General features: G+C 66.6%; 23 protein-coding genes. 3 read left to right on the top strand and 20 right to left on the bottom strand.

Annotated elements, in window-relative coordinates; translation table 11 throughout:
• Positions 1 to 229: 229 nt before the first annotated feature.
• The 10 genes from ftsA to ftsW all read right to left on the bottom strand — a co-directional run bounded on the left by ftsA (position 230) and on the right by ftsW (position 10,186).
• The gene (gene ftsA, locus KUW17_RS16535; RefSeq protein ID WP_222481100.1) at positions 230 to 1,564 is read right to left on the bottom strand and encodes a cell division protein FtsA; all 1,335 of its coding nucleotides are present in this window, start codon (positions 1,562 to 1,564) and stop codon (positions 230 to 232) included.
• A gap of 1 nt (position 1,565) precedes the next feature.
• Positions 1,566 to 2,459, bottom strand: coding sequence for a cell division protein FtsQ/DivIB (locus KUW17_RS16530; RefSeq protein ID WP_222481098.1), 894 nt, complete (start codon positions 2,457 to 2,459; stop codon positions 1,566 to 1,568).
• Complete coding sequence (locus KUW17_RS16525; RefSeq protein ID WP_409996781.1) at positions 2,447 to 3,325, bottom strand: D-alanine--D-alanine ligase; 879 nt, start codon at positions 3,323 to 3,325, stop codon at positions 2,447 to 2,449. Before KUW17_RS16525 ends, KUW17_RS16530 begins: the two co-directional genes overlap by 13 nt.
• A gap of 334 nt (positions 3,326 to 3,659) precedes the next feature.
• On the bottom strand, positions 3,660 to 4,601 hold the full coding sequence (murB, locus tag KUW17_RS16520; RefSeq protein WP_222481094.1) for a UDP-N-acetylmuramate dehydrogenase: 942 nt from the start codon (positions 4,599 to 4,601) through the stop codon (positions 3,660 to 3,662).
• A complete protein-coding gene (locus tag KUW17_RS16515; RefSeq protein WP_222481092.1) occupies positions 4,526 to 4,858 on the bottom strand; it encodes a hypothetical protein in 333 nt (110 codons plus the stop codon). The genes murB and KUW17_RS16515 overlap by 76 nt, the downstream gene beginning before the upstream one ends.
• 127 nt (positions 4,859 to 4,985) lie before the next feature.
• Positions 4,986 to 5,234, bottom strand: a complete 249-nt coding sequence (locus tag KUW17_RS16510; protein ID WP_222481090.1) for a DUF2484 family protein — start codon at positions 5,232 to 5,234, stop codon at positions 4,986 to 4,988.
• Positions 5,231 to 6,418: an APC family permease gene (locus KUW17_RS16505; protein WP_222481088.1), complete on the bottom strand. Its 1,188-nt coding sequence runs from the start codon at positions 6,416 to 6,418 to the stop codon at positions 5,231 to 5,233. The genes KUW17_RS16510 and KUW17_RS16505 overlap by 4 nt, the downstream gene beginning before the upstream one ends.
• Before the next feature lie 79 nt (positions 6,419 to 6,497).
• Positions 6,498 to 7,895: a UDP-N-acetylmuramate--L-alanine ligase gene (gene murC, locus KUW17_RS16500; protein ID WP_222481087.1), complete on the bottom strand. Its 1,398-nt coding sequence runs from the start codon at positions 7,893 to 7,895 to the stop codon at positions 6,498 to 6,500.
• A gap of 5 nt (positions 7,896 to 7,900) precedes the next feature.
• A complete protein-coding gene (locus KUW17_RS16495; protein WP_222481085.1) occupies positions 7,901 to 8,992 on the bottom strand; it encodes a UDP-N-acetylglucosamine--N-acetylmuramyl-(pentapeptide) pyrophosphoryl-undecaprenol N-acetylglucosamine transferase in 1,092 nt (363 codons plus the stop codon).
• A gap of 27 nt (positions 8,993 to 9,019) precedes the next feature.
• Positions 9,020 to 10,186 (bottom strand): putative lipid II flippase FtsW, encoded by a 1,167-nt coding sequence (gene ftsW / locus KUW17_RS16490; RefSeq protein WP_222481083.1) that lies wholly within the window; start codon positions 10,184 to 10,186, stop codon positions 9,020 to 9,022.
• A gap of 234 nt (positions 10,187 to 10,420) precedes the next feature.
• Here ftsW and KUW17_RS16485 point away from each other — a divergent pair, with 234 nt between their 5' ends.
• The gene (locus KUW17_RS16485) at positions 10,421 to 11,602 is read left to right on the top strand and encodes an NAD(P)/FAD-dependent oxidoreductase (RefSeq protein WP_222481081.1); all 1,182 of its coding nucleotides are present in this window, start codon (positions 10,421 to 10,423) and stop codon (positions 11,600 to 11,602) included.
• A 58-nt stretch (positions 11,603 to 11,660) separates the two neighbouring features.
• Here KUW17_RS16485 and KUW17_RS16480 read toward each other — a convergent pair whose 3' ends face one another.
• A complete protein-coding gene (locus KUW17_RS16480) occupies positions 11,661 to 12,557 on the bottom strand; it encodes a LysR substrate-binding domain-containing protein (protein ID WP_222481079.1) in 897 nt (298 codons plus the stop codon).
• A gap of 92 nt (positions 12,558 to 12,649) precedes the next feature.
• Between KUW17_RS16480 and KUW17_RS16475 the strand changes: the two genes are divergently transcribed.
• Positions 12,650 to 12,814 carry a hypothetical protein gene (locus KUW17_RS16475; protein WP_222481077.1) on the top strand — a complete coding sequence of 55 codons (165 nt, stop codon included), beginning with the start codon at positions 12,650 to 12,652 and terminating at the stop codon, positions 12,812 to 12,814.
• 7 nt (positions 12,815 to 12,821) lie between these two features.
• Here KUW17_RS16475 and murD read toward each other — a convergent pair whose 3' ends face one another.
• The gene (gene murD / locus KUW17_RS16470) at positions 12,822 to 14,222 is read right to left on the bottom strand and encodes a UDP-N-acetylmuramoyl-L-alanine--D-glutamate ligase (protein ID WP_222481075.1); all 1,401 of its coding nucleotides are present in this window, start codon (positions 14,220 to 14,222) and stop codon (positions 12,822 to 12,824) included.
• A gap of 129 nt (positions 14,223 to 14,351) precedes the next feature.
• Here murD and KUW17_RS16465 point away from each other — a divergent pair, with 129 nt between their 5' ends.
• Positions 14,352 to 15,266 carry a glutaminase gene (locus tag KUW17_RS16465; protein WP_222481073.1) on the top strand — a complete coding sequence of 305 codons (915 nt, stop codon included), beginning with the start codon at positions 14,352 to 14,354 and terminating at the stop codon, positions 15,264 to 15,266.
• A 332-nt stretch (positions 15,267 to 15,598) separates the two neighbouring features.
• On the opposite strand, the gene mraY is transcribed toward KUW17_RS16465, so the two are convergent.
• The 8 genes from mraY to KUW17_RS16425 form a co-directional block, all read right to left on the bottom strand.
• Complete coding sequence (mraY, locus tag KUW17_RS16460) at positions 15,599 to 16,681, bottom strand: phospho-N-acetylmuramoyl-pentapeptide-transferase (protein WP_222481071.1); 1,083 nt, start codon at positions 16,679 to 16,681, stop codon at positions 15,599 to 15,601.
• A gap of 20 nt (positions 16,682 to 16,701) precedes the next feature.
• Positions 16,702 to 18,102: a UDP-N-acetylmuramoyl-tripeptide--D-alanyl-D-alanine ligase gene (murF, locus tag KUW17_RS16455; protein ID WP_222481070.1), complete on the bottom strand. Its 1,401-nt coding sequence runs from the start codon at positions 18,100 to 18,102 to the stop codon at positions 16,702 to 16,704.
• Entirely contained in the window at positions 18,099 to 19,586 is a 1,488-nt protein-coding gene (locus tag KUW17_RS16450) for a UDP-N-acetylmuramoyl-L-alanyl-D-glutamate--2,6-diaminopimelate ligase (RefSeq protein WP_222481068.1), read from the bottom strand. Before KUW17_RS16450 ends, murF begins: the two co-directional genes overlap by 4 nt.
• Before the next feature lie 19 nt (positions 19,587 to 19,605).
• A complete protein-coding gene (locus KUW17_RS16445; protein WP_222481065.1) occupies positions 19,606 to 21,390 on the bottom strand; it encodes a peptidoglycan D,D-transpeptidase FtsI family protein in 1,785 nt (594 codons plus the stop codon).
• Positions 21,387 to 21,740, bottom strand: a complete 354-nt coding sequence (locus KUW17_RS16440) for a cell division protein FtsL (RefSeq protein WP_222481063.1) — start codon at positions 21,738 to 21,740, stop codon at positions 21,387 to 21,389. Before KUW17_RS16440 ends, KUW17_RS16445 begins: the two co-directional genes overlap by 4 nt.
• A complete protein-coding gene (gene rsmH / locus KUW17_RS16435) occupies positions 21,737 to 22,729 on the bottom strand; it encodes a 16S rRNA (cytosine(1402)-N(4))-methyltransferase RsmH (RefSeq protein ID WP_222481061.1) in 993 nt (330 codons plus the stop codon). The genes KUW17_RS16440 and rsmH overlap by 4 nt, the downstream gene beginning before the upstream one ends.
• Before the next feature lie 3 nt (positions 22,730 to 22,732).
• Positions 22,733 to 23,236, bottom strand: a complete 504-nt coding sequence (gene mraZ / locus KUW17_RS16430) for a division/cell wall cluster transcriptional repressor MraZ (RefSeq protein WP_222509711.1) — start codon at positions 23,234 to 23,236, stop codon at positions 22,733 to 22,735.
• Positions 23,237 to 24,123: 887 nt separating this feature from the next.
• Positions 24,124 to 25,188: an Mrp/NBP35 family ATP-binding protein gene (locus tag KUW17_RS16425; RefSeq protein WP_222481057.1), complete on the bottom strand. Its 1,065-nt coding sequence runs from the start codon at positions 25,186 to 25,188 to the stop codon at positions 24,124 to 24,126.
• Between the last annotated feature and the right edge of the window lie 126 nt (positions 25,189 to 25,314).

Here is a 25,314-nt window from a genome sequence, read left to right as displayed (position 1 = left end):
GTCCCTAGCAGATATTGCGGATCAAGCACAAGCCACACACAACAAAACCTCTCCGGCCGCAAAATGCTTTGCAGAGGAGGTCTGGTTCCGAAATTTGGCTGGCCACTGCCCGGCCTGCTGACTCGCCGCATTTTTGCGGACGTTAAGAACAACCTAACGGGTCATTAAGACGCTGTCACGCCCTCTTTGCCCGTTCCGGGTGAATTGATTTGCAGCCCTGCTCCCGGCTTTACCAGTTGTCCCGGAACCAGCGCACCGCGCGGCCCAGGGTGCCAGCCGGGTGGCGGCCTGCCGGCATCTCGAAGTCCCACCACTCATCCTGCGGGTGGGCGGCAAACAGGCACAGCCCGACAGCCGAGGCAAAGCCCGGCCCGGTCGCCGACTGCGGCAGGCCGTGGACGCGCAGCGGGCGGCCCAGGCGCACCTGCTGGCCGAGGATGCGGCTGGCCAGCCCGTCCAGCCCCATGATCTGGCTGGAGCCGCCGGTCAGCACGATCTGCTGGCTGGGCAGGCATTCGAACCCGGCCGCATCCAGCCGTGCGCGCACCTCCTCCAGGATCTCCTCGACCCGCGGCCGCATGATGCCGATCAGCTCGGCCCGGCTGACGGTGCGGCGGTCGTGCTCCCAGTCGCCGGTGTCGCCGCCGATGTCGATGATCTCGCGGTCGTCGGCGCCGGTGGCGTGCACGCCGCCGTTGAAGGTCTTGATCCGCTCGGCGTTCGCCAGCGGCACCCCCAGCCCCATAGAGATGTCGCTGGTGATGTGGTCGCCGCCCAGCCGCACCGCGTCGGCATAGATCATGTGCTTCTTCATGAAGATCGAGATCGAGGTGGTGCCGCCGCCCATGTCGATGCAGGCGGCGCCCAGCTCCTGCTCATCCTCGACCAGCGCCGAGAAGCCGGAGGCATAGGCCGAGGACGCAATCCCCGCCAGCTCCAGGTCGCAGCGCTGGATGCAGCGCACCAGGTTTTGCACCGCAATCGCGTCCACCGTCAGCATGTGCATGTCGACCGCCAGCGTCTGGCCCATCTGGCCGCGCGGATCGCCCAGGCCGGAGCGGTTGTCGAGCGCGAAGTTCACCGGCTGCGCGTGCAGCACCTCGCGGCCCGCGCCGTATTCCGGCACCTCGCAGGAGGCCAGCACCTGCGCCACCTCATGCTCGGACACCACCTGCCCCTCAAGGTCCAGCTTGGCATCCAGCCCGTAAGAGCGCGGATTGGCGCCGGAGAAACAGGCGATCACGTGATCGACCCGCACCTCTGCCATCTTCTGCGCCGCCTGCACCGCGGTGCGGATCGCGCGCTCGGTCTCCTGCATGGCGGTGATCTCGCCGAACTGCACCCCGCGCGACCGCGTGGTGGCGGCGCCGATCACCCGGAACCCGGACTGCCCGGCCAGGGCCCCGATCGAGCCGTCCTCGCTGAGCCGCCCGGTGCCGTCAAAGCGCAGCACAAGGCAGGCGATCTTGGAACTGCCCACGTCCAGGATCGCGACCACGCCGCGCTGCATCGCCTGGCGGCGCATCTGCCGCATCGCCCGCTGCGATTGATAGAGATCTGTCATGTTACTGCCCGCCCCCATTCAACTGCCGGATCCGCCACCAGTTTTCCACTGAGTTTTCGGTCATCCGCACGGTCGGGCGCCCAGCCAGGCGCACGTCCACCGCCGCAACATCCCGTTCCAGCAAATCCTGCACTTCGCTTACCGCCAGCACCCGCTCCAGCGCCCGCACCGGGTTCCCGGCCGGCAGCATGATGCGCTGCTTGCGGTCCAGAACCACGTCCCAGCGCCGCTCGCCGACCCGCACCAGGCCGCGCAGCCGCGGCCCCAGCGGCTTTGCCGCCGCAAACAGCCGCAGCGCCTCTGCGGCGTGCTTGGCCGCCCCCTTGCCTGCGATCAGCGGCAGATCCGGATGCAGGCTGCGGCGGCCCAGCTCGGCCACGTGAATGCCGTTCTCATCCAGCAGCGCCAGCCCTTCGCGGCTGCGCCAGATCAGCGCCGGCTGGCGCTCCTCGACGTCCACCTGCAGGATGCCGCCGGGGCGGATCCTGACGCTGGCGGTTTTCACCGGGTCCAGCCCGGTGATCACGTCGCGGATCTGTTCCAGGTCCAGATCAAAGGAGCTGACCGGGAAATCCACCGGCACCACCTCGCGGATGTCCTGCGCCACGCTGGTGCCGGCCCCGTCCACCGCCATCACATTGACCATGAATTCAGGGCGCTCCTGGATCGCAGCGCGGGCATCGTTGACCATCGCCTGCAGCGTGTCGCGGCGCCCCTCGTCGGCCAGATAGGCCGCGCCGGCCGCAAAGACCAGGCAGAACGGCACCCCGAAGCGCAGGCCGAAACGGATGCCCGGCGTCAGCATCCAGCGCTGCAGCCGGTATTTCAGCCGCGACGGCGCCGGGTCGCACCGCCCCTCCTCCGGCTTGCGGAACCAGCCCTTCAGCGGTTGCATGAGGCGTCCTCCACCATCCAGGCGCAGAGTTCGCCGAATGTCATGCCGCAATGGGCCGCCTGCTCCGGCGCCAGCGAGGTCGGCGTCATGCCGGGCTGGGTGTTGGTCTCCAGCAGCACCAGGCCGCTGGCGCCGCGCGCCTCATCCCAGCGGAAGTCGGTGCGGCTGACACCGCGGCAGCCCAGCGCGTCATGCGCCTTCAGCGCGTATTCCAGGCACAGGTCGAAGATTTCCCGCGGCACGTCTGCGGGCAGCACATGGCGCGAGCCGCCGGGCTTGTACTTGGCGTCGTAATCATACCAGCCGTCGGTCAGGATATCGGTGACAGTCAGCGCCTTGTCCCCGACCACGGTGGTGGTCAGCTCACGCCCCGGCGCATAGGTTTCCACCATCACCTCGGCGGGCATTTCCGGCGCCAGCTGCGGCGGGCCGTTGGCAGCCTCATGCACGATATAGATGCCGACGCTGGAGCCCTCGTTGTTGGGCTTAACCACATAGGGCGGCGCCATCACATGGCCGGCGCTCACGTCTTCCTTGGCAAACAGGCCGCTGTCCACAACCGGCAGCCCGGCAGAGCGGTAGACCTCCTTGGAGCGCTGCTTGTCCATTGCCAGCGCCGAGGCCAGCACACCGGAATGGGTATAGGGGATCTGCAGCCATTCCAGCACGCCCTGGACGCAGCCGTCCTCGCCCCAGCGCCCGTGCAGCGCGTTGAACACCACATCCGGCTTGATGTCCAACAGGCGCGCGTGCAGGTCCGCGCCTGCATCCACCTCAACAACCTCGAACCCCTCGCCGCGCAGCGCTGCCGCGCATTCACGGCCGCTGGACAGCGATACCTCGCGTTCGGCTGACGGTCCGCCCATCAGCACCGCGACTTTCGGGAGTGCCCTGCTCGACTTACTCACCACGAAGCGCCTCAATATACGCGGGGCTTTGCGCCCCTGTTTCTTGGGACCCGTTGCGGGCCGTTCTTATGTCTTTGCGCCGGAGCGTCCCGGCTGATGCCTGCGGGGCTGTGCGCCCCTGTAACCGGCAGTCCATTGCCGCCTCTTCCGCACCCTAGCGCCGAAAATCTTACCGGCACGTTAACGGGATCTTTACCACGGTTAAGATTGACCGCTCCCCAAGGGCCAGCTTTGGCAGCTGCCCGGCCCGTGCAGCGGGGGATACCCCCTTAAAAACGCGCCGGTTTTTCAGTTATTCGGGAAGCGGATCACCAATCCGCATGATTTCCCACTCTAGCGTGATGCCGGAATCCTCGTAAACCTTTTTCCGCACATCTTCGCCCAGCCCCTCCAGATCTGCGGCAGTTGCGCCACCGGTGTTGATCAGGAAGTTGGAATGCTTCTCGCTCATCTGGGCGCCGCCGCGCCGGGCGCCGCGCATGCCGGCGTTGTCGATCACCTTCCAGGCCTTCAGATCATGCACATCATCGGCCCGGCCGGTGGAAGAGAACCCCGCCGGGTTGCGGAAGGTGGAACCGGCCGAACGGTCCCTGACCGGCTGGGTCTCATCGCGTTTCTGCAGCTGCGCTTCCATCCTTGCGTGCAGCTCTGCCGGGTCGCCCTTGGGTCCGCGCAGGGTGGCGGAGACCAGCACCGCACCCTCCGGCAAGGCGGTCTGGCGGTACTGAAAGTCCAGTTCCTGCGCGGTAATCTCGCGGATGTCGCCCTGGCGGGTCACGATGGTCGCCGACACGAACACATCGGCGGTGTAGCTGCCGTAGCAGCCCGCGTTCATCCGCACCGCCCCGCCGATGGAGCCGGGAATGGTGCGCAGAAAGGTGAGGTCGATGCCTGCATCCGCGGCCTTCTTGGCCACATGCGCGTCCAGCGCCGCCGCGCCCGCGGTAACGGTACCGCCGTCCGCCTCGATGCCGTTGAAGCCCCGGCCCAGCCGGATCACCACCGCGCGCAGGCCGCCGTCGCGCACGATCAGGTTGGAGCCCACCCCCATGGGAAACACCTGCACGTCCGGGTCCAGCTGGCGCAGGAAGTCCGCGAGGTCCTGAATGTCAGCGGGCTGGAAGAGATGCTCCGCCGGGCCGCCGACGCGCAGCCAGGTCAGCTCTGCAAGCGGTTTCTGCCGGGTAAGCCGCCCGCGCACCGCCGGAAGAATAATTTCACTCTGCGCCGCCATTTTCGTTTCCGTCCCATGTTCCAGCCTGCAAGCGAACATAGTCCGTAGACGAGGTGGCCGCCAAGATAAAGGGATAACAGGCCACGGCGGCCGGTCTCCGCCTCAAACAGCAGCCGCGCGGCCAGCCAGACAAGCGCCGTCAGCCAGACCAGGGCGCCAGCCGCCGCCGTGCCGCGCCGCTTTGCCCGCGCCAGAACGTAGAACGCGGCCAGCCAAACCATGCCGAAAACCAGCCAAATCGCCGAAACAGCAGCCAAAGGCAGCCTCCACCGCCAGCGGAAACGCGCCGGCGTCAAACGGGAACACGAGATATTCCCGTCTGATTATCAGGACGGCCGGAAGAAAAGGTTAAGCTTTTCCCAAGAGCGGCAGTTTTGCGGAGATTTACAGCCCGAGCGCACGTTTCAGCCAGCGCCCGAAATACAGCACCGGCCAGCGCAGCACCGACATCCCCGCCAGCAGCACCGCCAGCCCCCACCAGGGGCCGTTTTCATAAGTGACATAGCCCAAGAGCGGGATGCCCAGTGCAATCAGCACATAGGCACGCCGCCAGTGGTTGTCGCGGCTGGGGATCATCGCCAGGATATTGGCGGACAGCGCCCAGACGGCGGCAAGGGTCAGGGATAAGGTCACAGCAGCCCCCAAACGGCTATGGCGAGCGCTCCGGCAGACAAGACCGTTCCCAGCACGGGCACCGCCATTGGGATACGGAAACCGGCTTGCGGAGCACGCCTTTTTTCAATGATCAATGCAAGGTTCACCAGAACAAATACTGACAGCAGAAGTGCTGAGGTGACCCCTGCAAGCCTGGCTACAGGCACAAACAGCGCACAAAGAATGACCGCCGCCCCAACCAGCAATGTGGCCAGCACCGGCGTGCCAAACCGCGGGCTTGCCGTGTGAAACACCGCCAGCGCCGACGTTCTCCGCCCTAGCCCGAAAAGCACGCGGGAAGCCATGACAATCTGCGCCAGCACCCCGTTCAAAGCCGCAAAAACCGCAATTGCGGACAGAAACTCTGCGTTACCGCCGCGCGCAGTCTGCCAGACTAATGCCAGCGGGCTTTCGGACGCTCCCAGCTGTGCCAGCGGCACCGTCCGCACGGCGGCCCAGGACACCAGCCCGTAGACAACCGATGTAATGGCCAGCGAAATCAGGATCGCCCGCGGCAGGGTCACCAGCGGGCGCTCGACCTCTTCGGCCATATTCACGATGTCCTCAAAGCCGATAAAAGCAAAGAAAGCCAGCACCGCCCCCAGGCCTATCCCGGTCAAGGCCACGGGTTCCGCGGCAATCCAGTCCTGCGCAGGGGCGCTGCCCGCCCCGGCCCAGACCACAAGCGCAAGCCCCAGCACCTCAACCGCCGTGAAAACCGCCGCCAGGGCCAGGCTCTCCAGCACCCCCAGCACTGCCACCGCCACCAGCGCCGCGCCCAGGCAGATCATCGCCAGCTCGCTTCCGACCGGCAGAACCTGCGTCAGATACCCAACCCCGCCGCGCAGGACCGCGCCTGCCGACACAGCGCCCGCCGCCGAGATAGCAAAGCCGACGATCACAGCCAGCGCTTGCGAGGACAGCCCCTGGCCGACAAAAGCGGCCTCGCCCGCTGCCTCCGGCAGCCGTGTTGAAAACTCGGCATAGCTCAGTGCCGTCGGTGCCGCGATTATTCCAGCAATCAGGAAGGAGACCGGCGCCCAAATGCCAGCATCGGCAGCAACCGCGCCAACCAGCACGTAGATGCCCGCGCCAACCATTACCCCGACGCCATAGGCCGTCAGCAGCCCCAGCCCTATTCGGCGCTTCAGCGGCGCATTCATATCCCGTCCCCCGTTCTGCACCCGGCAAAACCACAAGCACCCGCCAATCCGGCGCAGGATATGGCCGCCGCTGGCAAAATCAACTCAGGAGCCGTTCAGGCAGGCCGTTGGCCCAGGTGCTGATGGTGCCGGCGCCCAGGCAGACCACCATGTCGCCGGGCCGCGCCTGCTCGCGCACCAGGCGTTCCAGGTCGTCCTCGCTCAGAATGGCGCGGGCGTGGCGGTGGCCGTGGCGGATCAGGCCCTCGACCAGATCATCGCGGCTGGCGCCTTCGATCGGCTCCTCGCCGGCGGCAAAGACCTCGGCAATCGCCACCACGTCGGCCTCGTTGAAGCAGGCGCAGAAGTCGTCGAACAGGTTCGACAGGCGCGAATAGCGGTGCGGCTGATGCACCGCGATCACCCGGCCCTCGCAGGCCTGGCGCGCCGCTTTCAGCACTGCGGCGATCTCCACCGGGTGGTGGCCGTAGTCGTCGATGATGGTGACGCCGTTCACTTCGCCCACCTTGGTGAACCGCCGGTTCACCCCGCCGAAGGCCGCCAGCGCCTCGCGGATCTCGGTGCTGTTCATGCCCAGGTGCCGCGCCACCGCAACCGCGGACAGCGCATTGGAGACATTATGGTCTCCCGGCATCGGCAGGGTGCAGCCCTCGATCACCCGGTCCTCGGCCTGCAGCACCACGTCGAAATGCGCCACGCCGGCCTTGTAGGTCAGATTGACAGCGCGCACATCGGCCTGCGCATTGAAGCCATAGGTCACCACCCGGCGGTCGGAAATCCGGCCCACCAGCGCCTGCACCTCGGGGTGGTCGGTGCAGCAGACGGCGATGCCGTAGAACGGGATGTTGGAGACAAATTCCAGGAAGCCGTCGCGCAGCGTGTCGAAATCGCCCCAGTGCTCCATATGCTCCGGGTCGATATTGGTCACCACGGCGATGGTTGCGGGCAGCCGGTTGAAGGAGCCGTCGCTCTCATCCGCCTCGACCACCATCCATTCGCCCTGCCCCATCCGCGCGTTCGAGCCATAGGCGTGAATGATGCCGCCGTTGACGATGGTCGGGTCGAAGCCGCCGGCCACCATCAGCTCTGCCATCATGGTGGTGGTGGTGGTCTTGCCGTGGGTGCCGGCGATGGCGACGTTGGACTTGAGCCGCATCAGCTCCGCCAGCATGTCGGCCCGGCGCACCACCGGCAGGCCGCGCAGGCGGGCCTCGTCCAGCTCCGGGTTGCCTGGCTTGATCGCCGAGGAGATCACCACAACCGCGGCCTCCTCAAGGTTCTCCGCCTTCTGGCCGGTGAAAACGCGCGCGCCCAGCTTCTCCAGCCGCTGGGTGATCTTGGAGGATTTCAGATCCGAGCCCTGCACCATGTACCCGAGGTTCAAGAGCACCTCGGCGATGCCCGACATGCCGATGCCCCCGATACCCACGAAATGGATCGGGCCGACGTCACCGGGCAGTTTGGTTGCTGGGTTCATAACGTTTATCCTTCCTCGGCCAGTTGCTCCACCAGTGCCGCCAGACGTTCGGCGGCATCGGGGACCCCGGCGCTCAGTGCGGCGGTTGCCATCTGCGCGGCAGCCTGCGGGTTACTCAGAATTGCGCCCATATGCTCTGCCAGCACCGGGATATCAAGGGCGCTTTCCGGGATCATCACGGCGGCATTGGCGTCAACCAGCCCGCGGGCGTTGGCGGTCTGGTGGTCGCCTGCGGCGGCGGCAAAGGGGATCAGGATCGACGGCCGCCCGATGATCGAGATATCAGCGACCGAGGACGCGCCCGAGCGCGAGATCACCAGCTGCGCCTCCGACATGCGGGCGGGCACATCGGTGAAGAAGGTCTGCACATCGCCATTTATGCCGTGCTCGGCGTAGAAGGCACTGACCCGCGCCAGGTCCTCTTCGCGCGCCTGATGCGAGACGCGCAGGTGCCTGCGGATGCCCTCCGGCAGCGCCGCCACCGCGGCGGGCACCACATCGCTGAGGATCCGCGCGCCCTGGCTGCCGCCCATGACCAGCAGCGACATCGGGTAATCCCCCGGCGGGATATAGCCGGCGCCTGCCCGCTCCTTCACCGCGCTGCGCACCGGGTTGCCGACATGCTCATGCGGCACGCCGTCCGGCAGCGTGGTGGGCCAGGTGCCGCAGGCGACGCCCGCCACGCGGGTGGCAAAGACCTGGTTCACCCGCCCCAGCACGCCGTTCTGCTCATGGATCATCCGCGGCAGCTTCAGCAGCGTTGCCGCCCCCAGCGCCGGGATCGACGGGTAGCCGCCGAAGCCGATCACCGCATCCGGCCGGTCGCGGCGCATCTGCATTGCCATCGACAAGACACCGCCGGCAATCTTCGGCCCCACCAGCGCCTTGGCCAGCAGCCCGCCGCGGGCAAAGGTGGCGGAGGACACCTGCGAGATTTCAACCGCGCTCGGAAAAGACGCGGTGTAGCGCGCGCCGCGCGCATCCGTCGACAGCTTCACCCGCCAGCCGCGTGCCAGCATCATCTCGGCCAGCGCCTGTGCAGGAAACATATGGCCGCCGGTTCCCCCGGCAGCCATCAAAAGCATTTTCTGTGCCATCGCAGCTGGTCTCTTTCCCAAATCTCGTCAGCGGCCGCGGCCGTTCAGGTAGTCGGCAATCCCGCCCTGCGGGCGCGTCCGGGTAAAGGCAAGGAGCATACCGACTGCGATGCCGGTGGCAATCAGCGAGGATCCGCCGTAGCTGACAAACGGCAAGGTCATGCCTTTGGCGGGCAAGAGCCGCACCGCAACCCCCATGTTGATCATCGCCTGCACGCCGAACATGCACACGAGGCCGGTGCCCGCGAGACGGATGAAAGTATCGCGCTCGCGCATCAGCCGGAACAGCGAGCGGACCACGATGGAGGCGTAAAGCGCGATCAGCACCGCCACCAGCACCAGCCCGTATTCCTCTGCCGCAACGGCGACGATGAAATCGGTATGGGCATCCGGCAGCGACCATTTCACCTGCCCCTCGCCGACGCCGACCCCGAACAGCCCGCCCTCGCGGATCGCGTTGGTGGCATAGCCCAGCTGGGTGGTCGGATCGATGTCAGGGTTCAGAAAGCCGTCGATGCGGCGGGCAAAATGCTCGGAGCTGTTATAGGCAAACACACCGCCCATAACGACCACCGCGGCCATGCAGACCAGCAGCAGCATCGGCGCGCCGGCGACGAAATACATCACCCCCCAGCCGAACAGGATCAGGCTCGCCTGGCCGAAATCCGGCTGCAAAACCAGCATCATCACCACCATCATGCACAGCGCAAAGGACATCAGCGTGCCCGGCGGGCCATTGATCTGCTGGCTGGCGGCGATCATCCAGGCGGCCACCACGATGAAGCCCGGCTTCAGGAACTCCGAGGGCTGCAGCGAGGCAAAACCAAGCGAATACCAGCGCACCGCGCCCTTGCCGAAATCGGTGCCGAAAATCGGCAGGAAGGCCAGCGCGACAAAGGCCACGGCAAAGCCGACCACCGCCAGCCGCCGCACCAGCGTGGGCGACATCACCGAGGTCATCAGCATCGCGGCCAGCGCCGTCAGCCCGAACACCGCCTGGCGCTGCACATAGTGGAAATTGCCGAACCCGTTCCTCTCCGCCAGCGGCACCGAGGCCGCCAGCCCCAGCAGCAAACCGATCACGAACAGCATCAGGATGCAGGACATCGTCCATTTATCCAGCGTCCGCCACCACTTAGGAAGAATCGGCTCACCAGCCTGCACGGGAACCGCGCCATAGACCATCTCAGTCATGGGAATACCGCCACTATATGCCTCGTTCCGCCCCATTTTTCGGGGTCTCACAGAAACTGTAACGAAACGTGAGCCGCGGCGCCAGAAAAAGAACACAGTTCGGCGGAAAACCACCGCCCCGCGCTGAGGCGGTCTTGACAGCAAGAAGCTGCCCGCACGGCGGGGGCAATCCGCAAATCTCCGCCGCCCGGCATCCCCCTTGCGCCGCTTCCGGTTCCATGGTCGATGCGGCCCATGCAGGTAAACACTCTGATTCTCGGCGCCGGCGCGGCTGGCATGATGTGCGCCCGCCATGCCGGCGGCAGCGCCTTGGTGATCGACCACGCCAAGGCGCCGGGCGAGAAGATCCGCATCTCCGGCGGCGGCCGCTGCAACTTCACCAACATGTATGCCGAGGCGAAGAACTACCTGTCCGCCAATCCGCATTTCTGCAAGTCGGCGCTGGCCCGCTACACCCAGTGGGATTTCATCGAACTGGTGGACCGCCACGGCATCGCCTGGCACGAAAAGACCCTGGGCCAGCTGTTCTGCGACGGCTCCGCCAAGCAGATCATCGCCATGCTGGTGGAGGAGATGCGGGCGGGCGGCGCGGACCTGTGGCTGCAAACCTCCGTCGAAAGCGTTGAGCAGACTGCCGGCGGCTACCGTGTCCAGCTGCTGCGCGAGGGCAAACCGCTGAGTGTCGCCTGCCGCAATCTGGTGCTGGCCACCGGCGGCAAGTCGATCCCCAAGATGGGCGCCACTGGCCTCGCCTATGACCTCGCCCGTCAGTTCGGGCTGGAAGTCACCGAAACCCGCGCAGGCCTGGTGCCCTTCACCTTCCCCGACGGCCGATTCCAGCCGCTGGCCGGGGTCTCCCTGCCCGCCCGGCTCTCGAACGCCCGCACCTCCTTCGACGAGGCGCTGCTGTTCACCCACCGCGGCCTCTCGGGGCCCTCGGTTCTGCAGCTCTCCTCCTACTGGCGCGAGGGCGAGGAGATCTCGGTGAACCTGATCCCGGACATACCTCTCTACGATCTCCTGCGCGAGCAGCGCCAGGCCGAGGGCCGCCGCGACCTGACCACCGAACTCAGCCGCCATCTGCCGGGCAAGCTGGTGGATTTCCTCGCCCCGCAGCTCGGCCTCAAGGGCCGCCTGGCGGACCAGTCCGACGCCGCGCTCACCGCGTTGTGCGAGGCGCTGCAGAACTGGCATCTGCTGCCCGCCGGCACCGAGGGCTACCGCACCGCCGAAGTCACCCTGGGCGGCATCTGCACCGACGGCCTCTCCTCCAAGACGATGGAGGCCAAAGCGGCCCCCGGTCTCTATGCCATCGGCGAAGCGGTGGACGTGACCGGCTGGCTCGGTGGCTACAACTTCCAATGGGCCTGGTCGTCAGGTTTCGCCGCCGGCACTGCCATCGCCGCCAAGGGCTGAGCCTCAAGGTTTTCCGCTTGGGTGAGCCTGAAGCCGCCCCACCCTTTCCTGCTAAACTTTACCCGGCCAGTTCCGCCACCTCTGCCAGCAGCCAGCTGCGGAAGGCGGCGATGGCTGGCGCATCCCGGCGTGCCTCCGGGCAGACCAGCCAGACCGAAATATCATCTTCCGTCACCAGATCGAACGGCTGCACCAGCGCACCGCTGGCAATCAGGCCGCGGGCATAGGCCGGTGTCATCAGGCAGGCGCCGTGGCCGGCCAGCGCCGCCTGCACTTCCAGCATCTGGGTGCCCAGACTGTGCTGCTCCGCCTGCTTCGGCGGTTCAACGCCGGCAGCGCGGAACCACAGCGCCCAGGCCGGGTCGCCGGCATCGACCAGCGGCACCCGTAGCAGGTCCGCCGGTTCCTCGATGGGGCCGTAGGCCTCCATCAGCGCCGGTGTCAGCAGCGGCGTGTAGCTGCCGCGGATCAAGAGGTCCGCCGCCAGCCCCGGCCAGCTGCCGCGGCCGGCCCGGATCGCCACACTGGCCTCCCCTGCCAGCAGGTCCGCCACCCGCGGATTGACATCGACCCGGGTGGTGATGCCGGGATGCGCCACCTGGAAAAGGCCCAGCCGGGGGCCCAGAATGAAGGCGGCAAAGCTGGTGATGGTGCTAATCACCAGCTCCTCGCCGCCGCTGCCGCGCAGGTCCGCCCACCCCTGGCGCAGCAGGTCCAGCGCCTCGCCGGCATGCCGCTGCAGCGCCTTGCCCGCCGCGGTCGGGGCCACCCCGCGCGGCAGCCTTTTGAAAAGGGGCCGGCCCGCCCGGTCCTCCAGCAGCTTGATCTGATAGCTGACCGCCGCCTGCGTCATCGCCAGCTCCTCAGCCGCGCGGCTGAAACTGCCCAGCCGGGCCGCTGCCTCAAAGACGCGCACCGCCGGCAGCGGCGGCAGGGGATTTACAGAACGATCCATCAACACAGCTTATACCAGGACCGCTGAGATTCAATTGGTCATTGACGCGGCAAGCGGCCACATCTTGTTCAGACAGAACAAGGATCAAGCCCATGGCTGAAATGCTTTCACAGATGAACATCTGGCACGTTATCAGCAGTTTTTTTGCCTCGCAGCGGCACAAGGACGCCCCGGCCGGCCAGGCCGCCGGGCAGCAGCTGGCCCGCAGGCGGCTGAGCCACCTGCCAGAGCACCTGCTGCGCGACATCGGTCTTTGACCCGAGCCTAGGTTTCCAGCCGCGCCTTTACCTCGGCCACGAAGTCATCGCCGCGCTGCTCGAAGTTGTCATACTGATCAAAGCTCGCCGCGGCCGGCGCCAGCAGCACCGTGTCGCCGTCCTCAGCCTCCGCCATGGCGCGCTCCACAGCCGCTGCCATGGTGGTGCAGACCTCGGCCTCCACATCCAGCTGCAGCGCAAACCCTGCCGCCTCGCGGCCGATCACATAGGCCTTGCGCACATTGGCAGTCTGCCCCTGCAGGGCGTCCAGCCCGCCGTCCTTTTCCAGCCCGCCGCAGATCCAGCGGATGTTTTTGAACGCGCTCAGCGCCTTCACCGCGCTGTCCAGGTTGGTGGCCTTGCTGTCATTCACATAGCGCACGCCATCTGCCTCTGCGATGGTCTGGCTGCGGTGCGGCAGGCCCGGGAATGTGGCCATCGCCTCGCCAATCAGCCGCGGCGCCAGCCCCAGGGTGCGCGCCGCCGCATAGGCCGCGCAGGCGTTCTGGTGGTTATGCGCGCCCGGCAGGCCCATCATCTCCCGCAGGTCGATGGAGGCCGCCTGCCGCCCCTTGCGGTACTCGCTCAAAAAACCTTTACGCGCAAAGACCTGCCAGCCCGGCCCGGTCAGCTTGCGCGCGGCGGAAATCCGGATCACCCGGTCGTCGCCCGCGCCCTCCGACAGCTGGCCCGCCAGGAACAGCCCCTCGTCCTCGTCAATGCCAATGACGGCGCGGTCCGGCCCGCCCTCGGCAAACAGGCGGCGCTTGGCGGCGAAATAGCCGCCCATGCCGCCATGCCGGTCCAGATGGTCAGGCGACAGGTTGGTGAACACCGCCACATCCGGGGTCAGCGCACGGGCCAATTCGGTCTGGTAGCTCGACAGCTCCAGCACCACCACGCCGCCCTCGCCCGGCGGGTCGATATCCAGCACGCCGCGGCCGATATTGCCCGCCAGCTGGCTCTCGCGGCCCGCTTCCTGCAGGATGTGGTGCAGCAGCGCCACCGTGGTCGATTTGCCGTTGGATCCGGTGACCGCCACCACCCGCGGCGGCTGGTCATACATCTGCCACTCGGCATCGGCAAAGGAGCGGAAGAACAGCCCGATGTCATTGTCCACCGGCACCCCGGCCTCGATCGCGGCGCGGATCACCGGGTTGGGCTTGGGATAGAGATGCGGAATGCCGGGCGAGGTGATCAGCGCCGCCACATCGTCAAAGGCGCCGGCTTTGTGCAGACCGCGGCAGGTGAAGCCTTCCGCCTCCGCCGCCTCGCGCGCTGCCGGGTTGTCGTCCCAGCACAAGGGCTCCGCATCGCCTGCGCGCAGGGCCCGCGCCGTCGCCAGGCCAGAGCGCCCCAGCCCCAGCACCGCCACCTTGGCGCCCTCATATCCTTTGACCGGGATCATCACCTGCCCTCCCTTAGACCTGTTGCCAGAACCGCTAACCGATCCGCTCAGGCTTTGCCAGAGCCGTCAGATTGACAAGCGCCGGCCCATGCCGGAGATTCCGGGCAAATCAAGAAGGAAGGATCCCCCGTGGCCGCGGAATTGCAGGTTTTGCTCGACCGGATCAGTGCTGAAATGCAGAGCCGCACCGACCGCGGCGCCGTCGCCGGCTATATTCCGGAGTTGGGACAGGTCGACCCGGACCAGTTCGCCATCGCGGTGGCCACCGCGGATGGCAGCCTGTTCCACGCGGGCGACGCGCTGACCCGGTTCTCCGCGCAAAGCATCACCAAGGTGTTCACCCTGGCCATCGCGCTTGGCCGCGCGGGCGACCAGCTGTGGAGCCGTGTCGGGCGCGAGCCCTCGGGCACAGCGTTCAATTCTATCGTCCAGCTGGAGCATGAGCGCGGCCGCCCCCGCAACCCTTTCGTCAACGCAGGCGCCATCGTCACCACGGATGAGCTGCTGGCCGGCCGCGCGCCCAAGGAGGCGCTGGCGGAAATCCTCGCCTTCATCCGCGCCGCGGCAGAGGACGAGGACATCCACATCAACAAGGCGGTGGCCAGCTCGGAGACCCGCCACGGCCACCGCAACTTTGCCCATGCGAATTTCCTTGCGTCCTTCGGCAACCTCAAGAACCCGCCGGAGAAAACACTGGGCACCTATTTCCACCAGTGCGCCACCGAACTGACCACGGTGCAGCTGGCCAAGGCGGGCCGTTTCCTGATCGGCGGCGGCGCCAAACCGGCGCTGGTGTCGCAGGACCGGGTGCGGCGGCTGAATGCGCTGATGCTGACCTGCGGCCATTATGACGGGTCGGGCGAGTTCGCCTACCGCGTCGGCCTGCCCGCCAAAAGCGGGGTTGGCGGCGGCATTTTGGCCATCGTGCCGGGCAAAGCCAGCATCGCGGTCTGGTCGCCGGGACTGGACCACAATGGAAACTCCAAGCTGGGCACCGAGGCGATGGAGCTGCTGGCGCGCGAGATGGATTGGTCGGTGTTCTGAAAACCGGCTTGCCTGCATGGCTGTTGCGCACCCACCGTACGCTGCCCTCACCACATCTTCACCCGGCCGGGTTAGTCTCCAAGCGTTGCAACGAGAAGACCAGGAGACCGGCCCCCTCAGACCACCTCCTCATTGGGTGCAGGGCGGGTCCGCACAGGCCGATAGACGGACATGGCCGCTGACAACGGCCATCCGATGCTCCGCCCCTCCGGCGGCGCCGCCTTCTTCAAAAGACAAACCGCCCGACGCAGCAGCCCCGGGCGGTTCCATAAACCAGAGTTGACAGAAAACCGCCCCGCCAAAGACATGGCGCGGCGGCCAAACGGTGTGTTTTACCGCACCTTCAGCGTCGCCAGGCCGATCATCGCCAGGATCAACGAGATGATCCAGAAGCGGATCACGATCTGCGGCTCGGCCCAGCCCTTCTTCTCGTAGTGGTGATGGATCGGCGCCATCAGGAACACCCGGCGGCCGGTGCGCTTGAAGTAGAGGACCTGAATGATTACCGACAGCGCCTCGACCACGAACAGACCGCCGACGATGGCCAGCACCAGTTCGTGCTTGGTGGCAATGGCGATGGCGCCCAGCGCGCCGCCCAGGGCCAGCGAGCCGGTGTCGCCCATGAACACCGCCGCGGGCGGCGCGTTGTACCACAGGAAGCCAAGGCCCGCGCCGAACAGCGCCGCACAGAAGATCAGGATTTCGCCGGTGCCGGGCACATAATGCACGTCCAGATACTCGGTGAAGTCGACGCGGCCCACCGCATAGGCAATGACGCCCAGGGTTCCGGCCGCAATCATCACCGGCATGATCGCAAGGCCATCCAGCCCGTCGGTCAGGTTCACCGCATTGGCAGCGCCCACCACCACACAGATCGAGAACGGAACATAGAAGATCCCGAGATTGATCAGCGTGTCCTTGAACACCGGCAGCGCCAGCTGGTTCTGCAGCGGCGCCGGGTGATAGGCCGCAGCCCACAGCGCCGCAGTGACCGCGATCATGATCCCCAGTGCCAGCCGCAGCTTGCCCGGCACGCCCGCGGTGGTCTGCTTGGAAACCTTCGCGTAATCATCGGCAAAGCCGATCAGGCCATAGGCCAGCGTCACGAACAGCACCAGCCAGACAAAGGGATTGTCCCAGCGCGCCCACATCAGCGTCGCGGTCAGCAGCGCGCCCACCACCAGGAGGCCGCCCATGGTCGGGGTGCCCGCCTTGGAGAAATGCCCCTCAGGCCCGTCATCGCGGATCGGCTGGCCCTTGCCCTGCTTGCGGCGCAGCACGTTGATCAGCGGCTTGCCGAACAGGAAGCCGAAGATCAGCGCGGTCATGAAGGCGCCGCCTGCGCGGAAGGTGATATAGCGGAAGAGGTTGAAAAAATCCCCTCCGTCCGACAAAGCGGTCAGCCAATAGAGCATCTGGGCCCTTCCCTCGTGTTTTACGCGTTTTCTTTTGTGGGGCCGGAGTGGCCCATTTCGCGGATGCCGTCAACAATCCTGGCCAGCGCCATGCTGAGAGAGCCCTTGGCCAGCACGATGTCGCCGCCGCGGATTTCCTCTGCAAGGCCGGGCACCGCCTCGGCGCTGGTTGCGTACCAGCCGCCGCGCTTGCCCTCCGGCAAAGCACCATGCAAAGCCTGCATCAGCGGACCGATGCAGTGGATCCTGTCGATGCCCTCAACCGCGGCCAGACCGGCCAGCCCGGCGTGAAGCTCCACCTCCTGCGGGCCAAGCTCCTTCATGTCACCGACATAGGCGATCCTGCGCCCTTGCCCCGGCGTGGCCGCCAGCACTGCCAGCGCCGCCGCCATCGAGGTCGGGTTGGCGTTATAGCTGTCGTCCAGCAGGGTAATGGCGCCGCTCACCAGCCGGACCGTCTCGCGCACGCCGCGGCCCTTGACCGGCGACCACAGGGCGAGGCTTTCGACGGCTTTAACCGGGTCGGCCCCCAAGGCTTCAACACAGGCCATCGCGCCCAGCGCATTCATCGCGAAATGGGCGCCAAGCGATTGAATGTGCAGCTCAACTTCGCGCCCCGCTGCGGTGGCGCGGGCAACGGTCTCCTCGCCCTCGATCCCGGCAGAATGCAGGGTGTAGTCTGCGGCGCTTTCGCCAAACCAGCGGGCGGTCGCACCCAGACCAGCGGCCACGTCGCGCAGTACATGGGCCTCAGCAATATCGGCATTCAAAACCGCGACGCCGCCGGGCTCCAGCCCCTCCATGATCGCAGCCTTCTCAGCCGCGATGCCCTCGACGTTTTCAAAAGCCTCCAGATGCACCGCGGCCACCGTCGTCACCATCGCCACATGCGGGCGCGCCTGTTTTGCCAGCGGCGCGATCTCGCCGGGGTGGTTCATGCCGATCTCGATCACCGCATACTCGGTATCGCGCGGCATCCGCGCCAGCGTCAGCGGCACGCCCCAGTGGTTGTTGTAGCTGGCAACGGCGGCATGGGTGCGGCCCTGGTCCGACAGCATCCGCGCCAGCATTTCCTTGGTCGAGGTCTTGCCGACCGAGCCGGTCACCGCAACGACCTTGGCCTGCGTGCGGGCGCGCGACGCGCGGCCCAAGGCCTCCAGCCCCGCCTGCACATCGTCGACGATCAAAAGCGGCGCATCCTCAGGCACCCCATCCGGAATGCGGGAGACCAGCGCCGCGCCTGCCCCCTTTTCCAGCGCCTGCGCCGCGAAGTCATGGCCGTCGCGCGCGGCCTTCAGCGCCACGAACATATCGCCGGGTTCGATGGTGCGGGTGTCGATCGACAGGCCGGAGACGGCCCAGTCCCCCTGCGCCCGCCCGCCGGTGGCGGCGGCTGCCTCATCTGCGGTCCAGAGCGTCATGCGATCCTCCCGTCCAGCGCGGCCACGGCAATGCTGGCCTGTTCCACATCGTCAAACGGCAGCACCGTGTCGCCCACGGTCTGGCCGGTCTCATGGCCCTTGCCGCAGACGATCAGCGCATCGCCCGCCTGCAGCATGTCAGCGCCGCGCAGGATCGCCTCAGCCCGGTCGCCGATCTCGATACAGTCCGGCGCGCCGCCCTTCACCGCGGCGCGGATGATGGCCGGATCCTCGCTGCGGGGGTTGTCGTCGGTGACGATCACCACATCGGCGTTCTCGTGCGCCGCCTGCCCCATCAGCGGCCGCTTGGTGGTGTCACGGTCGCCGCCGGCGCCGACGATGGCAATCAGCCGGCCCAGCACATGCGGGCGCAGCGCCTTGATGGCGCTGGCAACGGCATCAGGGGTATGGGCGTAATCGACAAACACGGCAGAGCCATTGTCGCGCGACGCCGCCAGCTGCATCCGGCCGCGCACGGTGGTCAGATGCGGCAGGGTTTCAAACACCCGCTCCGGGTCCTCGCCGGCGGCAATCACCAGCCCGCAGGCCAAGAGCACGTTTTCCGCCTGGAAGCCACCAATGAGGTTCAAGCGCACCTGATAGGGCTTGTCATGCCAGGAGAACCGCACGTCCTGCCCGGTGCCGTCATAGCGCATCCCCATCAGGTTCAGATCGCCCAGGCCGCGGCCCACGGAAATCACTTCCTGCCCGCGGGCGGCGGCGACGGCGCGCATCTCGGCGCCGCGGGGGTCGTTCATGTTGATGACGGCGACGCCCTCCTCCGGCAGCACCCGGCGGAACAGGCCCGCCTTGGCGGTGAAATAGGCGTCGAATGTCTCGTGATAGTCCAGATGGTCCTGGGTGAAATTGGTGAACCCGGCGGCGGCCAGCTGAACCCCGTCCAGACGCCGCTGGTCGAGACCGTGCGAGGACGCCTCCATCGCCGCGTGGGTGACCCCTGCCGCCGCGGCCTCTGCCAGGGCGCGGTGCAGGGTGATCGGTTCCGGCGTGGTATGGGCCAGCGGGTAGCTCCAGGCGCCCTCGATGCCGGTGGTGCCCATGTTGACGGCCTCATGGCCCAGCTCGGTCCAGATCTGGCGCACGAAAGTGGCGACCGAGGTCTTGCCGTTGGTGCCGGTCACGGCCACCACGGTCTGCGGCTGGCCACCAAACCACAGGGCGGCGGCGTAGGCCAGCGTCTGTCGCGGGTCCTCGACCACCACCAGCGCGGCGTGGCTTTCGTCCAGCACCTTGGCGGCGATGCCCGCGCCCGCAGCGTCGGTCAGGATCGCAGCGGCGCCTTTTTCCAGCGCGGCGGGGATGAACTTGGCGCCATGCACCTGGCTGCCCGGCAGCGCTGCAAAAAGGAACCCCGCGCGCACCTCGCGGCTGTCCACCGCCAGGCCGCGGATCTGCGGGTCGGCGCCGCCGCGGGCGGTCAGCCCCAATTGGCTCAGGGGCTGGTCTGGTCTGCTGCTGCTCATGGCGGCCCTCTACCCTTGGTTAGTTCGAGGTGAGGGTTATACCAGTCACCTCTGCGGGTTCAACTTGCGGACGCAGGCCCAGGAGCGGCGCGACGCGGCCGATCATCTCCGCCGCCACCGGGGTGGCAGTCCAGCCTGCGGTGCGGCGCTCCTCGCCGTGGGCAATGATGGATGGTTCGTCCAGCGTCACGATCAGCACGTATTTCGGGTCATGTGCCGGGAAAATAGAGGCAAAAGTGGCAATCACCTTATCCTCGTAATAGCCGCCGCGGGGTTTGGGCTTGTCCGCGGTGCCGGTCTTGCCGCCGACCTGGTAGCCCTCGACCTCGGCAAAAGACGCGGTGCCTTCGCTCACCACCTTGCGCAACATCTTGCGCGCGGCGGCGGCGGTTGCGGTGCTCATCACCCGTTCGCCCAGCTGCGGCGCGGCCTGTTTCAGAATCGTCGGCGCCACGTAGCGGCCGCCGTTGGCAATCGCTGCATAGCCCGCCGCCAGATGCATCGGCGTGGTGGAAATGCCGTGGCCGTAGGAAATGGTCATCGCCGACAGCTCCGACCAGTTGCCGGGCAAAAGCGGCTTGCCGCCCTTGGCCTCGGAAATTTCAAACGGGGTCGGCTCCAGCATGCCAAGATCGCTGAGGAAGCTTTTCTGCCGCTCCACCCCGATCTGCTGCGCCAGCCGCGCGGTGCCGATGTTGGAGGATTTGACGATGATCTTGGTCACCGACATCTCATTGCCGTAGTTGCGGAAATCGCGGATCGCGAAACGGCCCCAGCGCAGCGGCCCGCGGGTGTCGATCACGGTGTCGGCGCCGACCAGCCCCAGTTCCATCGCCTGGGCGGCGGTGAAAATCTTGAAGGTGGAGCCGAGCTCATAGACCCCCTGCACCGCGCGGTTGAACAGCGGGCTGTCGGAGGGATCAAAGCCGGAGGTCGGCGGCCGCGGCCGGTCGTTGGGGTCAAAATCCGGGAAGGACACCACCGAGATCACCTCGCCGGTGTGGGCGTCCATCAGGATCGAGGTGGCGCCCTTGGCGTTCATCAGCTTCATGCCGCCATAAAGCACCTGCTCTGCCGCCGCCTGCACGGTGAGGTCGAGGGACAGCTGCAGCGGTTTGCCTGCATTTGCCGGGTCGCGCAGGTAATCGTCGAACTGCCGTTCGACACCGGCGACGCCGATCACCTCGGCGGCGTTCACGCCCTCCTTGCCAAAGCCGGCGCCGCCCAGCACATGGGCGGCGAGGCGGCCATTGGGGTACAGGCGCATCTCGCGCGGGCCGAACATCAGGCCGGGATCGCCGATGTCATGCACCGCCTGGAGCTGCTCCGGGCTGATTTTCTTCTTCACCCACAGGAACTTGCGCTTGCCGGTGAAATCCTTGATCAGCCGCTCGCGGTCGAGGTCGGGGAAGATCTCCACCAGCTTTTCCGCGGCGCCGACGGGGTCAATCATCTGCGGCGGCTGGGCGTAGAGGGAATGGGTTTCGAAATTGGTGGCCAGCAGGCTGCCGTTGCGGTCAACGATATCGGCGCGCTGCGCGGCGATGGCCGCGCCGGGAACGCTGGCAATGGGTTCCGCCGGTTCCGATACCGCGGTCATGCCCATGCGGGCGATGATCGCCCCGAAGGCGCAGACAAAGAACAGCCCCAGTACCAAGAGCCGCCCCTCGGCACGCTGGCGGGCCTGCACCTGCATCTCCTGATGGCGCAGGCTGATGTTTTCCTTTTCGATCACGTCCGGGTTCTCGCCAGAGGCACGGGCGTGCAGGATGCGGGCCAGCGGGCGGAGCGGCGTGCGGATCATGGCTGGCTGCTCCCTGCGTTCAGGCCGGAGACTTCGATCTCGTTTTCGATCTCCAGCTCCGGCGGCGCCGGGTAGGAGACCTCATCCACGCGGCCGAACTGATCCGGGCGCAGCGGCAAGAGGCCGAGGCGGTCGAAATTGATGTCGGCCAGGTCGCGCAGCCGCTGCGGGCGGTTGAGGTAGGCCCATTCGGCGCGCAGCACGCTGAGACGCACCTGGGCGGCGCCGATCTCGCGCTGCAGCGCGCGGGTTTCCTTGAGCACCTGCTGGGTGGCGTAATTTTCGCGGTAGGCCCAGAAGGCGAGGCCGAAGACGGCCAGGCAGGTTGCGGCATACAGCAAAGTCTTCATTTACGCGCCTCTTTCAGCTGCGGCATTCCAAGCTCCTTGGCCGAGATCGGCCCGGGTGCGGCATCGGTGCGGCGCCCGACCCGCAGGCGGGCGGACCGGGAGCGCGGGTTTTCGGCCAGCTCCTGCTCGTCCGGCCCCACCGCCTTGCGGGTGACCAGCTCGAATTGGGCTGGGGTTTCCTGTTGCTCCGGCGCATAGCGGTTGGCGCGACCGGTTTTCCCTGCGCGGTGCTGGAAGAAGCGCTTGACCATGCGGTCCTCGACCGAGTGGAAGGTGACAACCGCCAAGAGGCCGCCGGGCTTCAGCGCGCGCTCGGCGGCCAGAAGGCCCTCGAACAGCTCGTCATATTCGGCGTTCACTGCGATGCGCAGGCCCTGGAAGCTGCGGGTCGCGGGATGCGACTGGCCGGGCTTGGGGCGCGGCAGGCAGCTCTCGATGATGCCCGCAAGGCGCAGGGTGGTGGTGATCGGCTCGATTGTGCGTTCTTTTACAATGGCTTTGGCGATGCGGCGGCTGGCGCGCTCCTCGCCGTAGTGGAACAGAATGTCGGCGATCTGCGCCTCGGTCAGTTCCGCAATCAGGTCGGCAGCAGAGGGGCCGGACTGGGACATCCGCATATCCAGCGGGCCGTCCTTCATAAAGGAGAAGCCGCGTTCGGCAAGATCCAGCTGCATCGAGGAGACGCCAAGGTCCAGCACCACGCCATCGAGGTCCCGGGCGTATTCATCCATGCGGGAAAAGACGCCGGGCTGCAGGATCAGGCGGTCGCCGTACTCCCCCGCCCAGGGTTTGGCGAGTTCAAAGGCCAGCGGGTCGCGGTCCACGCCGATGACCTGCTCGGCGCCGGCTTCCAGCAGGCCGCGGGTGTAGCCGCCCGCGCCGAAAGTGCCGTCAAGCCAGCGCCCCGTGACCGGCGCCACCGCCTGCAGCAGCGGGCGCAGAAGGACGGGAATGTGGGGACCATTGGCAGCTGTTTGGTCCTGGGTCATGTCTCAAGCGCCCCCGGCGCCATCTAGGAATTCCATCGGATCGAAGTCCTCGGGCAGGTCCTCCATCCATTTTTCGGCTTGGGCCAGTTCCTCTGCCTCGTAGGTTTCCGGCTTCCAGATCTGGAAGGTGTCGCCTGCGGCGATGAAAAAGGCCTCTGCCTCAAGGTCGATCTTCTGGCGCAGCTTGGCCGGCAGCACCAGGCGGCCGGTCTCATCCACGTTGGTCGGGAACGACTGGCCGTGGAACATGCGCTGCAGCATCTTGCGCTGCATCGAGCCGCGCGGGAGCTGGTCGATCTTGGCGTCGACCTCCTCGATCGCCTCTATAGTATAGCATTCCAGGAAATTGCGGCGCTGGTCGCCGTAGACGATCACCAGTTCCGGGTTCTGGCCCGGCTGCCAGTTCGGGTCGGCGGCCTCCAGCACACGGCGAAAAGAGGCCGGGATTGACACCCGCCCCTTGCTGTCCACCTTGTGGTGGCTTTCGCCTCTGAACCTGCGGCCCAAGTTACCGTTCCCTTTTCGCGCGTCCCTCGCGTTGATCCGTCCCCCAGAATGAAAAGGGGCGGGTTGATCTGCTGCCACTGATCAACCCGCCGCCTTGGCCCGCTTTGCGGGATGTCCGACTGCACGCGCCACCTGGGGGGATGTCTGCTCGCCCGCGCGCCGGATCTCTTGTTTGATGAAAGCGAAGGCCTGTATGAAACCTGCTTGTTTTGTTTTTGGTTTTGGGGTCGTTTAGCGCCCCGTCCCTCGTCTCATCTGATGAATTAGGGATACTATGGGAATTGATGGCCCTGCAACTGTTTTCTGCGGGAAACCGCCGAAGCCTTGACAATGTTTCCACGGATTCGACCGGGATTCGCAGCCGATTCAGAGCCAATTCCGGAACTTCTTGTGATTAACTCCAGCGCAAACACTAGATATAGAGATGAGTTGCAGCCGCAATTTTTTTCCCATAGTTTCCCGCGATTCCGCTGCAGCGGCTCCAGAATTTCAGGAAGTTCCCCTTACGTTCTCAGCTTTCGACCTGCGGCAGCACCGGAAACGCCCTGCGGCAGCGTTTCGGCACCAAGTGATTCGCAACCGCAAGAGGGCAATAACGGGAAAAGGGCCATGATTTCCCATGCCGCCCATGAATTCCCGCCGGTCCCGTGAATTCCCAGCCGTCCCATGCATTCCCGGCCGTCCCGCAAAATTCCGCGGGGTGCAGCAGGTGCCATGCAGTCCCATTTCGGGCAGGCAATCCCATCGGCGCCCAAATTGCAGCGCGGGACAAGGCCGAAGGCCGCCGTGCACCCAAGCGGCAGCATCCCGTCACCACCAGCCAGGCAAAAGGCCCGCCAGAGCGGCGGGCCTTTCAGGACACTTTTATAGAGGGTCGGCTGCGCGTCTCAGGCCATGCCGCCGCCGATCAGCCCTTCGGCGATCCGGGCATAGGCCCGGGCCATCGCCCCCTCCCCCGCAGCAACCGGCGTGCCGCTGTCGCCGGCCAGCCGGGTTTCCAGGTCAATCGGCAGCGCGCCCAGCAGCGGCAGGCCCAGCGCCTCCGCCTCGGCCGCAACGCCGCCGTGGCCGAAGATGTGATGCTCGCCGCCGCAGTCCGGGCAGGTGAAGAAGGACATGTTCTCGATCAGCCCCAGCACCGGGGTCTTCAGCGTCTTGAACATGTCCATGGCCTTGCGCGCATCAAGCAGCGCCACGTCCTGCGGGGTGGAGACCACGATGGCGCCGGACAGCTCCGCCTTGGTGCAGAGCGTCAGCTGCACGTCGCCGGTGCCGGGCGGCAGGTCGACGATCAGAACGTCCAGCTCGCCCCAGTTCACCTGCCCCAGCATCTGCTGCAGCGCGCCCATCAGCATCGGGCCGCGCCAGACCACCGCCTTGCCCTCTTCCAGCATGAAGCCGATCGACATCAGGGTGACGCCATGGGCGTGCAGCGGCTCGATGGTCTTGCCGTCGGGGCTGGCCGGCCGTCCGGTGGCGCCCATCATCCGGGGCTGGGAGGGGCCGTAGATGTCGGCATCCAGCAGGCCGACCTTGCGGCCCTGTTTGGCCAGCGCCACGGCGAGGTTCGACGACACGGTGGATTTGCCCACCCCGCCCTTGCCGGACGCAACCGCCAGGATGCGCTTGACGCCCGCCGGTTTCAGCGGCCCGGCCTGCGGTTTCGGGTGGCCGCCGACCTTGAGGCTGGGGGCGGGCTGCTGGGGGGCGTGGGCGGTCAGCGCGGCGGAGACGGTTTCGACTCCCTCCAGCGACAGCACCGCCGCCTCGGCGGCCTTGCGCAAGGGCTCCATCAGCTTGGCGATCTCGGGGCTCGGCGCCTCGATCACGAAGCTCACCTTGCTGCCCTCGATGCGCAGCGCCCGCAGCATGTCGCGCGAGACCAGGGTGCCGCCGTCCGGCAGGGCCAGCCGTTCCAATACTGCGTGAATCTGCTGTTGCGTGACACCCATGGCTGCTCTCCTGCGTCAAATCCGGCCCATATATATGTGTGCGCCGCCGCGCTTGGAACCCGGCCAGCGCGTTTGCCGCAGCAAAAAGCCCGGGCCTGTCAAGCTGCCGCCCCGCCAGCCATGCGC

Origin of the sequence: Leisingera aquaemixtae (assembly GCF_019801145.1) — a bacterium.
In the GTDB taxonomy this organism is placed as follows: Bacteria; Pseudomonadota; Alphaproteobacteria; order Rhodobacterales; family Rhodobacteraceae; genus Leisingera; species Leisingera aquaemixtae_A.
The sequence above is the reverse complement of the archived record's forward strand: the minus strand, read 5'-3'. Positions and strand labels throughout refer to the sequence as shown.

Coding starts and splice junctions, on each gene's coding strand:
- ftsA (WP_222481100.1), bottom strand. CDS start 1,564: ATGACAGATCTCTATCAATCGCAGCGGGCGATGCGGCAGATGCGCCGC.
- KUW17_RS16530 (WP_222481098.1), bottom strand. CDS start 2,459: ATGCAACCGCTGAAGGGCTGGTTCCGCAAGCCGGAGGAGGGGCGGTGC.
- KUW17_RS16525 (WP_409996781.1), bottom strand. CDS start 3,325: ATGGGCGGACCGTCAGCCGAACGCGAGGTATCGCTGTCCAGCGGCCGT.
- murB (WP_222481094.1), bottom strand. CDS start 4,601: ATGGCGGCGCAGAGTGAAATTATTCTTCCGGCGGTGCGCGGGCGGCTT.
- KUW17_RS16505 (WP_222481088.1), bottom strand. CDS start 6,418: ATGAATGCGCCGCTGAAGCGCCGAATAGGGCTGGGGCTGCTGACGGCC.
- murC (WP_222481087.1), bottom strand. CDS start 7,895: ATGAACCCAGCAACCAAACTGCCCGGTGACGTCGGCCCGATCCATTTC.
- KUW17_RS16495 (WP_222481085.1), bottom strand. CDS start 8,992: ATGGCACAGAAAATGCTTTTGATGGCTGCCGGGGGAACCGGCGGCCAT.
- ftsW (WP_222481083.1), bottom strand. CDS start 10,186: ATGACTGAGATGGTCTATGGCGCGGTTCCCGTGCAGGCTGGTGAGCCG.
- KUW17_RS16485 (WP_222481081.1), top strand. CDS start 10,421: ATGCAGGTAAACACTCTGATTCTCGGCGCCGGCGCGGCTGGCATGATG.
- KUW17_RS16480 (WP_222481079.1), bottom strand. CDS start 12,557: ATGGATCGTTCTGTAAATCCCCTGCCGCCGCTGCCGGCGGTGCGCGTC.
- KUW17_RS16475 (WP_222481077.1), top strand. CDS start 12,650: ATGGCTGAAATGCTTTCACAGATGAACATCTGGCACGTTATCAGCAGT.
- murD (WP_222481075.1), bottom strand. CDS start 14,222: ATGATCCCGGTCAAAGGATATGAGGGCGCCAAGGTGGCGGTGCTGGGG.
- mraY (WP_222481071.1), bottom strand. CDS start 16,681: ATGCTCTATTGGCTGACCGCTTTGTCGGACGGAGGGGATTTTTTCAAC.
- murF (WP_222481070.1), bottom strand. CDS start 18,102: ATGACGCTCTGGACCGCAGATGAGGCAGCCGCCGCCACCGGCGGGCGG.
- KUW17_RS16450 (WP_222481068.1), bottom strand. CDS start 19,586: ATGAGCAGCAGCAGACCAGACCAGCCCCTGAGCCAATTGGGGCTGACC.
- KUW17_RS16445 (WP_222481065.1), bottom strand. CDS start 21,390: ATGATCCGCACGCCGCTCCGCCCGCTGGCCCGCATCCTGCACGCCCGT.
- KUW17_RS16440 (WP_222481063.1), bottom strand. CDS start 21,740: ATGAAGACTTTGCTGTATGCCGCAACCTGCCTGGCCGTCTTCGGCCTC.
- rsmH (WP_222481061.1), bottom strand. CDS start 22,729: ATGACCCAGGACCAAACAGCTGCCAATGGTCCCCACATTCCCGTCCTT.
- KUW17_RS16425 (WP_222481057.1), bottom strand. CDS start 25,188: ATGGGTGTCACGCAACAGCAGATTCACGCAGTATTGGAACGGCTGGCC.